Raw genomic sequence first — 13,376 nt, 5'->3', positions numbered from 1 at the left:
CCGCGCAGAGAAGCGCTCCTCTTTATAAGGATCCATGCTTATAGGGATCCATGTCGGGATCTGTGCCGCGGCTACGCCGTCTCGTGATCCCTTGTGCAGACCCGCAGCTGATCCCCGGAGCGGACCGCGGCTGATCTTGTGGCGTGCTCCGCCGCTGATCTTGTGGGGCAGACCGCGGCACTTCCACTCGGCGCGCATCGTTACCATGCGTGGACGCACATTCCGACGACCACTGACGACGACGAGGGACGGGCGAGCGCGTGGCCGAGGCGGCAGACATCCAGGGGACCAGTCCCTCACCTGCCCGCCGCTGGTTGCGGCGCACCGCCGCCGTGCTCACGGGAGTGCCTCTGCTGGCCGGGCTGCTGCAGTTGCCCGCCGCACCGTCCGCCGCGGCCGCACCGCATGCGGCACCCGCCGCCTCGGGCTCGCGCACGGTGTCCGTGGCTGTGGACTCGCTCACCCCGAGTGCCCTCTCCGACGGTGACACCCTGACGGTCTCCGGCACCGTGACGAACAACGGCCGGCAGGCGGTCACCGACGCCCACGTGGGGCTGCGGGTCGGTCCGGAGCTGTCCACCCGCTCGGAGATCGACGCCGCCGCCGAGCGCACGGGCTACACACCCGGCGCCGACGGCTCGGAGATCGGCGGCACCTACATCGCGAAGTTCACCAAGCTCACCCCCGGCGTCGCCGAACACTTCAGCATCTCCGTACCGGTGGACAAGCTGGACCTCGGTGACGACGGCGTCTACCAGCTCGGGGTCTCGCTCTCCGGGAAGACGTCCACGCAGTCGTGGGAACAGGTCATGGGCATCCAGCGGACCTTCCTGCCGTGGCAGCCCGACGAGACGGACACCAAGACGAAGACGACCGTCCTGTGGCCCCTGATGTCGTCGGTGCGGATGACCGCCGAGACGAGCCCGGGCGAGCAGCAGACGCCGGTCTTCCTCAATGACGACCTGGCCAAGGAGCTCGCCCCGGGCGGTCGCCTGGAGCAGATGGTCGCGCTGGGCAAGAGCCTCAACGTGACCTGGGTGGTCGACCCCGACCTGCTGGCCTCCGTGGACGCGATGGCGGGCAGTTACAAGGTCCGGGGCGCCGACGGGACCGCGACCCCGGGCCGCAACCAGGTCGTGGCCAAGCAGTGGCTCGCCGAGCTGCAGCAGGCGGTGGCGGGCAAGGAGGTCGTCGCCCTGCCGTTCGGGGACCCGGACCTGGCCTCCCTCGCCCACAACGGCACCGGCGTGACCGGCTCGCTCAGCCAGTTGAAGGCGGCCACCGACGTCGCGGCGATCACGGTGCAGACCGTGCTGCACGTCACGCCGACCACCGACTTCGCCTGGCCCGTGGCCGGCGCTGTCGACCCGTCGATCGTGAAGGTCGCCACCTCGGCGGGCGCCGACAAGGTCATCGCGCGCAGCGACAGCCTGCGGGATACCGCCGGGCTGCCCTACACGCCGTCCGCCGCCCGCCCCGTCGGCGGCGGCACCACGGCGGTCGTGGCCGACGCCCGGCTGTCCACACAGTTCCAGGGCGACCTGACCACGGCCTCCGCCTCCTCGCTCGCGGTGCAGCAGTTCCTCGCGCAGAGCCTCGCGCTGAACCAGCAGTCCGACAAGGAGCGCAGCATCGTGGTCGCCCCGCAGCGGATGCCGACCGCGAGCCAGGCGCAGGCGATGGCGGAAGCCGTGGCGGCGCTCCAGGGCAGCACGTGGTCGCAGCCCCAGCAGCTGACGGCGGCCGCGAAGGCCAAGCCCGACCCGGACGCCACCACGACGATCCCCTCGGGGTCGGCGTACCCGTCGTCGCTGCGCCGCCAGGAACTGCCCCGGTCGGCCTTCGCGCAGATCGCGGCCACGCAGGACAAGCTCGACAACTTCCAGGTGATCCTCACCGACCCGTCCCGGGTCGTGACCCCCTTCGGCCGGGCCATGAACCGCGAGATGTCCACGTCGTGGCGCGGCCGGGCCGGGGAGGCACGGGCGTTCCGCCGGGGCGTGGAGGACTACCTGGACACGCTCGCCCACCAGGTGAAGCTGATCGACAAGTCCGACACCAAGCTGTCCGGGCGCAGCGCCACCATCCCGGTGTCCGTGCAGAACAACCTGCTGCAGGGCTCCGACCACCTGGTGCTGCGGCTGACCTCGACCAACCCCACCCGCCTCAAGATCCACGGCGGGGCCTTCGACGAACAGCCGGTCACGGTCTCCGGCGGCCACAGCCAGACGGTGAAGTTCACCACGTCCGCCAACGTCAACGGCCAGACCACGGTGATCGCCCAGCTGTTCACGGAGGACGGCCGCAAATACGGCTCCCCCGTCTACTTCGATGTGAAGGTCACCGAGATCACCGCCACGGTGATGCTGGTCATCGGCGGTGGCGTCCTGCTGCTCGTCCTGGCCGGCTTCCGGATGTACACCCAGCGCAAGCGGGCCGCGGCCCGCGCCGCCGAGAACGCCGAGTCGCCGCAGAACGGCGGCGCCGACGAGGAACCGGATGGGACGGCGGCCGCCGAGGAGAACCCGGACGGCCCCGGGGACCGTCTCACGCAAGAGTCCGCCGCCCACCCGGGGGCAGACGGTACGCAGCCGAGTGACCCGACACCGGACACCGCAGCGGAAAGCCCGGACCCGTCCGGGACGGGTGAGAGAGTGGACCGTTGAGGATGTCGTGGCCGTGGGCCCGGGACAATGAGGTGGGGTAACCATGAACGCGCCGTACGACGGTGATCGCGGCCAGGCCGTGGGCGGCTCGGACCACCCCGAGGGCCCTCCGCCCGAGAACGGCCCGGTACCGCCGCAGCACCCCGCGGACATGTACCTCCAGGACGCCTACGACCAGGACCCCTACCGCGGGCAGGACCTCTCCGCCCAGGACCCGGTCACCGAGGCGCTCTACGACCGTGCCGCGCACCCGCCGCCCCCGCCGGGCACCTTCCCGCCGGCGCAGCAGCTGTACGCGCAGCCGCAGCAGTCGCCGTACGCTCCGGACCCGCACGTGTGGGCGCAGACGCCCGCGCCGGAGCCGGACGGCCCGACCCAGTACCTGCCGTTCGGCGACGATCCCCGCACCACCCAGTACGTGGGGGTGGACGACCTCGTCAGCCAGGCCGGCGAGGGCCGCCACGAGCCGGATGCCTTCGCCCACCTCTTCCGCGACCAGCAGCAGAGCGCCGGCCACCCCTCGTACGAGCAGCAGCAGCCGTCGGTGCCGGGTCCGGCGACCGCACCCGGCACCGGGCACGGGCCCGCAGGCCCGCACCAGGCGCCGCCCGCGCACAGTGCCGAGCAGACGCTCCATCTGGGCGCCACCCCCGCCGCGCCCGTCGCCGCGGACGCCTCGGCCGACGTGGAGGCTCCGGCGGCCGTGTCCGCCGCGCCCGCCGCGCCGGCGAAGAAGGGCGGCCGCGCCGCGGGTCTGCTGAAGTCGAGCGCCGTGATGGCGGCGGGCACGATGGTCTCCCGACTGACCGGCTTCGTCCGCTCGGCGCTGATCGCGTCCGCTCTGGGCATCGGCGTCCTCGGTGACACCTTCCAGGTCGCCTACCAGCTGCCGACGATGATCTACATCCTGACCGTCGGCGGCGGTCTGAACTCCGTCTTCGTGCCGCAGCTGGTGCGCTCGATGAAGGAGGACGAGGACGGCGGCGAGTCCTACGCCAACCGGCTGCTGACCCTGGTCATGGTGGCGCTCGGCCTGCTCACGGTGGCGGCGGTCTTCGCGGCGCCCCTGCTGATCCGGCTGCTGTCCGACTCGGTCGCCAGCGACCCCGCCTCCAACGAGGTCGGGATCACCTTCGTGCGCTACTTCCTGCCCTCGATCTTCTTCATGGGCATCCACGTCGTGATGGGGCAGATCCTCAACGCGCGGGGCAAGTTCGGCGCGATGATGTGGACCCCGGTCCTGAACAACATCGTGATCATCGTGACGCTGGCCATGTTCATCTGGGTGTACGGCACCGCCGAGCACTCCGGCATGAAGGTCACCAACATCCCGCCGGAGGGCCAGCGGCTGCTCGGCGTGGGTGTTCTGCTCGGTCTGATCGTGCAGGCCCTGGCGATGATCCCCTACCTGCGGGAGACCGGGTTCCGGCTGCGGCTGCGCTTCGACTGGCGCGGCCACGGCCTGGGCAAGGCCGTCACCCTCGCCAAGTGGACCTTCCTCTTCGTCCTCGCCAACCAGGCCGGCGCGCTGGTCGTCTCCCAGCTGTCCACCTCGGCGGGCAAGGCGTCCCCCGTCGACGGCACCGGCTTCGCCGCCTACGCCAACGCGCAGCTGATCTGGGGTCTGCCGCAGGCCATCATCACGGTGTCGCTGATGGCCGCCCTGCTGCCGCGCATCTCCCGCTCGGCGGCCGAGGACGACACGGGCGCCGTCCGGGACGACATCTCGCAGGGGCTTCGCACCACGGCCGTCGCGATCGTGCCCATCGCCTTCGGGTTCCTCGCCCTCGGCATCCCGATGTGCACGCTGATCTTCGGCTCATCGGGCACGAGCGAGGCCACCAACATGGGCTACATGCTGATGGCCTTCGGCCTCGGCCTGATCCCGTACTCCGTGCAGTACGTCGTACTGCGCGCCTTCTACGCCTACGAGGACACCCGCACGCCCTTCTACAACACGGTCATCGTGGCCGCGGTCAACGCCGGCGCCTCGGCGCTGTGCTACTTCCTGCTCCCGGCCCGCTGGGCCGTGGTCGGCATGGCCGCCGCGTACGGCCTGGCCTACGCCATCGGTGTCGGTGTCGCCTGGTCCCGGCTCCGCAAGCGCCTCGGTGGTGATCTGGACGGGGCTCAGGTCCTGCGCACCTACGCACGGCTGTGCATCGCCTCGGTCCCGGCCGCCGCGCTCAGCGGCGCCGCCTGCTACGGCATCGGGCACGCGCTCGGCCAGGGTGTGGCCGGCTCCTTCGCGGCCCTGCTGGCCGGCGGGGTCGTCCTGCTCGGCGTCTTCTACGCCGCCGCCCGCCGTATGCGTATCGAGGAACTGAACTCGCTCGTGGGTATGGTGCGCGGACGACTGGGCCGCTGAGAGAGGGTAGGCGCACAACCAACGGACGCCACCGTGTGTCGTGCATAGCGGCGGACTGTGGGCACAATTGGTTTCGGCGTCGGACGGCGCGCTCGTCGTCGCACGGCGCGCAAAAGATGGGGAGGCAGGAACGACGGTGGCGGAACGGAGCACGGCTGCCGTCGACGTGGCAGACAACAGCGACGACGAGTCGCTGACCGCACAGGCGGACCAGTCCACGGCCGACGGGGTGGCCCAGAACCGGGAGCGGGACACGGACATCGACGAGGCACAGGGGAGTGGCGGGACGGCGGAGCGTCCCGGAAAGGCCTCACCGCCGGAGCTGCACAGCGGTCACAAACTGGCGAGACGCTACCGACTCGAGGAATGCGTCACCCGTCTGGACGGATTCAGCAGCTGGCGTGCGGTCGACGAGAAACTGCGCCGCGCCGTCGGTATCCATGTCCTGCCGGCCCACCACGCGCGGGCCCGCTCCGTGTTGGCGGCGGCCCGTTCCTCCGCACTGCTCGGCGACCCCCGCTTCGTGCAGGTCCTGGACGCCGTCGAGGAGAACGACCTCGTCTACGTCGTCCACGAGTGGCTGCCCGACGCCACCGAACTGACCACCCTGCTCGCCGGCGGCCCGCTGGAGCCGCACGACGCCTACCAGATGGTCAGTCAGATCGCCGCCGCCATGGCCGCCGCCCACCGCGAGGGTCTCGCCCATCTGCGCCTGAACCCCAACGCCGTGCTGCGCACCTCCACCGGTCAGTGGCGCATCCGCGGCCTGGCCGTCAACGCCGCGCTGCGCGGGGTCAGCTCCGACACCCCGCAGCGCACCGACACCGAGGCGATCGGCGCTCTGCTGTACGCGGCGCTCACCCAGCGCTGGCCGTACGAGAACGACGCCTACGGCCTGTCCGGCCTGCCCAAGGACCTCGGTCTGATCCCGCCCGACCAGGTACGGGCCGGTGTCCACCGCGGCCTGTCCGAGCTCGCCATGCGTGCCCTCGTCAACGACGGGGCGACCGCCTCCCGGCACGAGGCGCCGTGCACCACGCCGGAGGAACTGGTCAAGGCGATCGGCGAGATGCCCCGCATCCGCCCGCCGGAGCCGGCGTTCACCGCACCGCCCGAATACCAGCGCACGACGTACCAGCAGGGCTCCTACGGCCGCCCCTCGGCGCACCCGGGCAGCACGCAGCCGGTGCCCACCCCTCCGCCCCCGCTTCAGAGCCGTACCGGCAAGGCGCTGAAGTGGGCGGTGTCCGCCCTGCTGATCGCCGCGCTCGGGCTGGGCAGCTGGCAGCTCGCGGACGCCCTGATGGACCGGAGCGGCACAGCCGAGGACACCGACCAGACCCAGACCACGGACGGCAACGGCAAGGCCGGCGACCAGAACAGGCCGACCAAGCCGATCCAGATCGAGAAGGCCGAGGAGTACGTGGCGGAGGGGTCCCCCCAGGCTCCTCAGGACGTGGGCAACACCTACGACAGCGACAGCTCCACGTACTGGCGCACCAAGCGCTACAACGAGGGGCCCACGCTCGCCCCGTACAAGCCGGGCGTGGGCATCGTCTACAAGCTCGGATCGGCGCAGGAGGTCCAGTCCGCGTCGATAGCGCTCCGGTACCCCGGTGACCACACCACCGTCCACCTGTACGCCGCCGACTCCCTGACGCCGTCCACGACGATCGACGGCATGCAGGAGATCGGCACCGCCACCACGAGCGGCACCTCGCTCACCGTGAAGGCGTCGAAGACGGTGAAGACGCGGTACGTGCTGCTGTGGATCACGGCAGTGCCGAACGCGCCCTCGGACGGCTACAGCAGCGCGGGCTGGAAGCAGGCCGTCACCGACGTGACGTTCAAGGGCTGACATCTCACCGAGGGGGAGGGGGTCGGATGGCGGACGGCAGCGGATACGACGGTGTGAGCGATCAGGAGTTGCTCGCCCGTCATACGCAGGGGGACCCCGACGCCTTCGGTGAGCTCGTGCGGCGCCACCGGGACCGGCTGTGGGCGGTGGCCCTGCGTACGCTCGGGGACCGCGAGGAGGCCGCCGACGCGGTGCAGGACGCCCTGGTGTCCGCCTACCGGGCCGCCCACACCTTCCGCGGACAGTCGGCGGTCACGACATGGCTGCACCGGATCACGGTGAACGCCTGCCTCGACCGCGCCCGCAAGGCCGCCTCCCGCAAGACCTCGCCGGTCGACGACACCGAGCGGCTGGAGCAGCTGCTGGAGCCGCACGAGTCCGCCTCGGCGCCCGCGGAACGCAACGACCTCCACCGCCAGCTCCTGGAGGCGCTCGGCACCCTCCCGGCCGACCAGCGGGCCGCCCTGGTGCTGGTCGACATGCAGGGGTATCCCGTCGCTGAGGCCGCCCGCATCCTCGACGTCCCGACCGGGACCGTGAAGAGCCGCTGCGCCCGGGGCAGAGCCAGATTGGTTCCGCTGCTCACCCATCTGCGCTCCGAAAACGCCTCCGACAGCGGAAAACCGGACGCGGGACGGAACCGGGTGGACGGGACATCCGTCCCACCGGCAGCGGAACCCGGCGACCCGGGTTCCGGTGAGGCAGGACCGAGCGACTCAGCTGCTGTGAAGGGCGGAGGTGGGCGAGCGTGACATCCACGACGGACATGGCCGGGCACCCGGATGTCGCCGAGATCTCCGACCTCGCCGAGGGACTGCTCCCGCCGGCGCGGAGCACGGACGTCCGGCGGCATCTGGAGTCGTGTGAGCTGTGCGCGGACGTCTACGCGTCGCTGGAGGAGATCCGTGGGCTGCTCGGCACGCTGCCGGGCCCGCCCCGGATGCCGGCCGATGTCGCCGGCCGCATCGACGCCGCCCTTGCCGCCGAGGCCCTGCTGAGCGCGACCACTCCGGAGGAGCGCTCCGAGGAGGCGGCTACTTCCTCGGTCAGCGAGCACGACGCGCCTGTTTCACGTGAAACAGCGACCGTCTCCGACCGCCCCGCCGGACACGCCCGTACCGCCACCACGGGCCCTGGGCGCAAGCAGCGTCCGCGCCGCAGCCGCCGTACGGTCGGTCTCATCAGCGCCGCCTGCGCGGCTGCCGCTGTCGGGCTCGGTGCTCTCCTGGTGTCCACGCTGACCGGCGGCACCTCCGGCACGACGGCACAGCAGCACCAGTCCTCCGCTGCGGACACCTTCTCCGAGGCCAGGCTGTCGCAGCAGGTCGACCGGCTGCTCGCCCAGCAGCAGAGGTCCGGGGACGGCTCGCGCACGCCACACAGCTTCGGTGCCGACTCCAGGACCGGCACCGACCAGCCCAAGGTGTTCCGCTCCGGGCCCACCGTCCCCGAGTGCGTCCGCCGGGGCCTCGGCCGCGACGATGCCGCTCTGGGCACCGAGACCGGCACCTTCCAAGGCAAGGACGCGCTGCTCGTCGTGGTGCCCGACGCCTCCGACGTGAACCGGGTCGACGCCTACCTCATGGACGCCACCTGCGTCGCCCATCCCTCGGCCGGTACCGCCAAGGTGCTGCTCAAGAACTCGTACACGCGTCCCTGAGGACAGCCCGCCCGTGTGCACGGACACGGCGGGAATGCACGCCCCTTAGGATCCGTTGGGTGGGGTGAGAGTTCTGAACGGGGCTCCACCGGCCGTACGACGCAGTCCAGAGACGAGGAACCAAGCCGTGAGCGACGTCCGTAACGTGATCATCATCGGCTCCGGGCCCGCCGGTTACACGGCGGCGCTGTACACCGCGCGCGCGTCGCTGAAGCCCCTGGTGTTCGAGGGCGCCGTGACCGCAGGTGGCGCCTTGATGAACACGACCGAGGTGGAGAACTTCCCGGGCTTCCGCGACGGCATCATGGGCCCCGAGCTCATGGACAACATGCGCGCACAGGCCGAGCGCTTCGGTGCCGAGCTGATCCCGGACGACATCGTCTCCGTCGACCTCAGCGGTGAGATCAAGACCGTCACCGACACCGCCGGCACGGTGCACCAGGCCAAGGCCGTGATCGTCACCACCGGCTCCCAGCACCGCAAGCTGGGCCTGCCGAACGAGGACGCGCTGTCCGGCCGCGGTGTTTCCTGGTGTGCCACCTGTGACGGTTTCTTCTTCAGGGACCAGGACATCGCCGTGATCGGCGGCGGTGACACCGCGATGGAGGAGGCCACCTTCCTCTCGCGGTTCGCCAAGTCCGTGACCATCGTCCACCGCCGCGACACGCTGCGTGCCTCCAAGGCCATGCAGGAGCGCGCTTTCGCCGACCCGAAGATCAAGTTCGTCTGGGACAGCGAGGTGGCCGAGATCCAGGGCGAGCAGAAGCTGTCCGGCCTGAAGCTGCGCAACCTCAAGACCGGCGAGCTCTCGGATCTGCCGGTGACCGGTCTGTTCATCGCGATCGGTCACGACCCGCGCACCGAGCTGTTCAAGGGCCAGCTGGACCTGGACGAGGAGGGCTACCTCAAGGTCGCCGCGCCCTCCACCCGGACGAACCTCACCGGTGTCTTCGGCGCCGGTGACGTGGTCGACCACACCTACCGCCAGGCGATCACCGCAGCCGGCACCGGCTGCTCCGCCGCCCTGGACGCCGAGCGCTACCTCGCTGCCCTCGCCGACAACGAGCAGCAAGCAGAGCCCGAGAAGACCTCCGTCTGATCCCCCTTCCGCCCCACGCACCGACCGATTAAGGAGAGCCCACCGTGGCCGACCTGAAGAACGTGACCGACGACTCCTTCGATCAGGACGTCCTCAAGAGCGACAAGCCTGTCCTGGTGGACTTCTGGGCCGCCTGGTGCGGCCCGTGCCGCCAGATCGCTCCGTCCCTCGCGGCGATCGCGGCCGAGTACGGCGACAAGATCGAGGTCGTCAAGCTCAACATCGACGAGAACCCGGCGACGGCCGCCAAGTACGGCGTGATGTCCATCCCGACGCTGAACGTCTACCAGAACGGCGAGGTCGCCAAGACCATCGTCGGCGCCAAGCCGAAGGCCGCCATCGTGCGCGACCTCGAAGACTTCATCGGCTGACGTTTCACGTGAAACATCAAGGGGCCGGCCCTCAAGGGCCGGCCCCTTTCATGTCGTGGAGGATCACAGCGGTCGCAGCGCCGGCTCCTTCTGTACCGCGCCCAGCAGACGGTCCAACGCCAGCTCCACGTCTTCCTTCCACGACAACGTGGAACGCAGCTCCAGCCGCAGCCGCGGATGCGCCGGATGCTGGCGGACCGTCTTGAAGCCCACGGCCAGCAGATGGTCGGCGGGCAGCAGACAGGCCGGCTCCTTCCAGCGGGCGTCCCCGAACGCCTCGATGGCCTTGAACCCGCGACGCAGCAAGTCCTTGGCGACCGTCTGGACCATCACCCGGCCCAGCCCCTGCCCCTGGTATCCCGGCAGGATGAAGGCGGTGATCAGCTGCACGGCGTCCGGCGAGACCGGGCTGGTGGGAAAGGCAGTAGAGCGGGGCACGTAGGCGGGCGGCGCATAGAGCACATAGCCCACCGGCTTGTCGTCCACGTAGACGACCCGGCCGCAGGAGCCCCAGTCGAGCAGGACCGCGGAGATCCAGGCTTCCTTCTCCAGAGCCGGTGTGCCGGCCTTTATCGCGGCTTCGCCACTGACGGGATCGAGCTCCCAGAAGACACACGAGCGACAACGCTTGGGAAGGTCCTGAAGGTTGTCCAGCGTGAGCGGTACGAGCCGACGCCCCATGAAGGCTGTTCCTCGCTTTCTTCGCTCGCCGAACCACGGGCGGCTGACAGAGCACTCCGTTCCCTGAGCAGGCTGCCGACGAAGCCGCCGACCGCGCCCAGCCCCAGTCCCGCGCTCACCAGCCCGGTCCGGCTCATCGTTCGCACGGCTCCCCGCCTCCCACTCAAAGGTGCCTGCCAGGTGGATGCGCCATACCTCAACGCATCGTATCCACGATGCGATTGCATCGATACCGGCAGAAAGCAAAGAGCGGGCCGTGTTCCGGTACACACCGGACACGGCCCGCTCCTGCAATGTGATCAGGCGTCGGACTCCTCAGCGCCGTCGTCCTGGAGGCTCCTGGACAACACCGGGCCCTCGCCCGGGGCGAGCGTGCCGAGGATCCGCTCGAGGTCTTCCACGGAGGCGAACTCGACAGTGATCTTGCCCTTCTTCTGGCCCAGGTCGACCTTCACCCGCGTCTCGAAACGGTCCGAGAGCCGGCTCGCGAGATCGGACAACGCCGGGGAGAGCCGACCGCCGGCCCGCGGGCCCTTGGCACGCTGGGCCTTCTGCGGGCGCGACCCCATCAGGGTCACGATCTCCTCCACCGACCGCACCGAGAGCCCCTCGGCGACGATGCGGTGGGCCAGCCGGTCCTGGTCCTCGAGGTCGTCGACGCCGAGCAGCGCCCGCGCATGACCGGCCGACAGCACGCCCGCGGCCACCATGTTCTGCACCTTGGGCGACAGCTTCAGCAGACGCAGCGTGTTGGAGACCTGCGGGCGGGAACGACCGATGCGGTCCGCCAGCTGGTCGTGGGTGCAGTTGAAGTCCTTCAGCAGCTGATCGTAGGCGGCCGCCTCTTCGATCGGGTTCAGCTGCGCCCGGTGCAGGTTCTCCAGCAGCGCGTCCAGGAGGAGCTTCTCGTCCTCCGTGGCCCGCACGATCGCCGGGATGGCGTCCAGCCCCGCCTCACGGCAGGCCCGCCAGCGGCGCTCGCCCATGATGAGTTCGTACTGGACCGGGCCGACCTGCCGGACGACGACCGGCTGGAGGAGACCGACCTCCTTGATGGAGGTGATGAGCTCCGCCAGGGCCTCCTCGTCGAAGACCTTACGGGGCTGTTCCGGGTTCGGCCGGATGGCGTCGAGGGGGATCTCCGCGAAGTGGGCTCCGAGAGGAGGCGCAGGCATCTCCGGTGCGGATGCCGTCGGTTCCTCTGTTTCACGTGAAACAGAAGGGAGCGTGGCCAGCCTGGCGGCGGCCACTCCACGGTCGCTGGTCAACAGCGGGACCGACGCGGGGGATGCCGAGGCACCACCTCCCAGGGCCGTCGCGGCAGGTGTCTTCTCGGTCGGGGCAGCAGGAATCAGCGCGCCGAGTCCACGTCCCAGCCCCCTCCGTCGGTCGCTCACTGGATGCCCTCCACCATGTTCGGGTTGCTCTGGGCGCCGATGTGGGCGTGCGCCGCCTCATAACTGACGCCGACGCCCCTCAGCGCGATCTCTCGTGCTGCCTCAAGATAGGACAGCGCACCGCTCGACCCCGGATCGTAGGTCAGAACCGTCTGCCCATAGCTCGGTGCCTCGGAGATACGGACCGAGCGAGGGATGCTCGTCCGCAGCACCTCGTCACCGAAGTGGGTGCGCACCTCTTCGGCGACCTGGGACGCCAGGCGCGTCCGGCCGTCGTACATGGTGAGCAGGATGGTCGACACATGCAGCGTGGGGTTGAGGTGTCCCCGCACCAGATCGACGTTGCGCAGCAGTTGGCCCAGGCCTTCCAGTGCGTAGTACTCGCACTGGATCGGGATCAGGACCTCCTGGCCCGCGACGAGCGCGTTGACCGTCAGCAGGCCGAGCGAGGGCGGGCAGTCGATGAGGATGTAGTCCAGCGGCTGCTCGTAGGCCTGGATCGCCCGCTGCAGCCGGCTCTCGCGCGCCACGAGCGAGACCAACTCGATCTCCGCACCGGCGAGATCGATGGTGGCGGGGGCACAGAAAAGGCCCTCGACATCGGGGACCGGCTGCACGACTTCGGCGAGTGGCCGGCTGTCGACCAACACGTCATAGATGGAGGGAACTTCGGCGTGATGGTCGATGCCCAGAGCGGTGGACGCGTTGCCCTGCGGATCGAGGTCGACCACCAGTACCCGGCCGCCGTGCAGTGCCAGCGAGGCGGCGAGGTTGACGGTCGTCGTCGTCTTGCCGACGCCGCCCTTCTGGTTGGCGACCACGATCACACGGGTCTGCTCCGGTCGTGGCAGACCTTCGCCGGCGCGGCCCAGAGCCTCCACCGCCAGTTGGGCAGCACGACCGATCGGAGTGTCGTCCATGGGGGGCGGTGTTTCACGTGAAACATCGTCCCCCATCGACTCAGTACGGGGACCGGGGACCGGATCGGTCATCGGTCCCGCGATGTTGGCGTCGGACCGCAAGGATTCACTCTCCTCGACTTCAGGCTCGCAATGAACAGAGCCTCGCATGCCTTCGGGGTCATGAACCAGTGAGGTCTGGTCTTCTGTGGAGAAATCCACCTCTGTGGACAACTCTGTGCCCCTCAAGGGGGACCTGGTCTCCTCGACAGGCGTCTCATCGAGTGAACCGAGGGGCTTACGGTCGCGGGGTTCGGCCGCAGCGCGGCCCCGACTGATGATGCCGTGCAGCAGTGAGCGACGTTTCACGTGAAACA

10 protein-coding genes are annotated in these 13,376 nt (G+C 69.9%); 7 read left to right on the top strand and 3 right to left on the bottom strand.

The window, feature by feature from the left end:
- The first annotated feature begins 260 nt into the window (after positions 1-260).
- From ACF1GV_RS14330 to trxA, 7 genes are all read left to right on the top strand, one after another.
- The gene (locus ACF1GV_RS14330; protein ID WP_391680214.1) at positions 261-2,666 is read left to right on the top strand and encodes a DUF6049 family protein; all 2,406 of its coding nucleotides are present in this window, start codon (positions 261-263) and stop codon (positions 2,664-2,666) included.
- A gap of 43 nt (positions 2,667-2,709) precedes the next feature.
- Entirely contained in the window at positions 2,710-5,034 is a 2,325-nt protein-coding gene (murJ, locus tag ACF1GV_RS14325) for a murein biosynthesis integral membrane protein MurJ (RefSeq protein ID WP_391680212.1), read from the top strand.
- A gap of 136 nt (positions 5,035-5,170) precedes the next feature.
- Positions 5,171-6,892, top strand: coding sequence for a protein kinase family protein (locus ACF1GV_RS14320; RefSeq protein WP_391680210.1), 1,722 nt, complete (start codon positions 5,171-5,173; stop codon positions 6,890-6,892).
- A gap of 26 nt (positions 6,893-6,918) precedes the next feature.
- Entirely contained in the window at positions 6,919-7,644 is a 726-nt protein-coding gene (sigM, locus tag ACF1GV_RS14315) for an RNA polymerase sigma factor SigM (RefSeq protein WP_363265332.1), read from the top strand.
- The gene (locus ACF1GV_RS14310; protein ID WP_391680208.1) at positions 7,641-8,552 is read left to right on the top strand and encodes an anti-sigma factor family protein; all 912 of its coding nucleotides are present in this window, start codon (positions 7,641-7,643) and stop codon (positions 8,550-8,552) included. Before sigM ends, ACF1GV_RS14310 begins: the two co-directional genes overlap by 4 nt.
- A gap of 127 nt (positions 8,553-8,679) precedes the next feature.
- On the top strand, positions 8,680-9,651 hold the full coding sequence (gene trxB / locus ACF1GV_RS14305) for a thioredoxin-disulfide reductase (RefSeq protein WP_391680207.1): 972 nt from the start codon (positions 8,680-8,682) through the stop codon (positions 9,649-9,651).
- Positions 9,652-9,695: 44 nt separating this feature from the next.
- The gene (trxA, locus tag ACF1GV_RS14300) at positions 9,696-10,022 is read left to right on the top strand and encodes a thioredoxin (protein WP_391680206.1); all 327 of its coding nucleotides are present in this window, start codon (positions 9,696-9,698) and stop codon (positions 10,020-10,022) included.
- A gap of 63 nt (positions 10,023-10,085) precedes the next feature.
- Here trxA and ACF1GV_RS14295 read toward each other — a convergent pair whose 3' ends face one another.
- The 3 genes from ACF1GV_RS14295 to ACF1GV_RS14285 form a co-directional block, all read right to left on the bottom strand.
- Entirely contained in the window at positions 10,086-10,703 is a 618-nt protein-coding gene (locus ACF1GV_RS14295; RefSeq protein WP_391680204.1) for a GNAT family N-acetyltransferase, read from the bottom strand.
- A 299-nt stretch (positions 10,704-11,002) separates the two neighbouring features.
- A complete protein-coding gene (locus ACF1GV_RS14290; protein WP_391680202.1) occupies positions 11,003-12,100 on the bottom strand; it encodes a ParB/RepB/Spo0J family partition protein in 1,098 nt (365 codons plus the stop codon).
- Positions 12,097-13,170 (bottom strand): ParA family protein, encoded by a 1,074-nt coding sequence (locus ACF1GV_RS14285; protein WP_391680439.1) that lies wholly within the window; start codon positions 13,168-13,170, stop codon positions 12,097-12,099. Before ACF1GV_RS14285 ends, ACF1GV_RS14290 begins: the two co-directional genes overlap by 4 nt.
- Between the last annotated feature and the right edge of the window lie 206 nt (positions 13,171-13,376).

This window comes from Streptomyces sp. NPDC014006, assembly GCF_043088925.1.
Classification (GTDB): Bacteria; Actinomycetota; Actinomycetes; order Streptomycetales; family Streptomycetaceae; genus Streptomyces.
The sequence above is the reverse complement of the archived record's forward strand: the minus strand, read 5'-3'. Positions and strand labels throughout refer to the sequence as shown.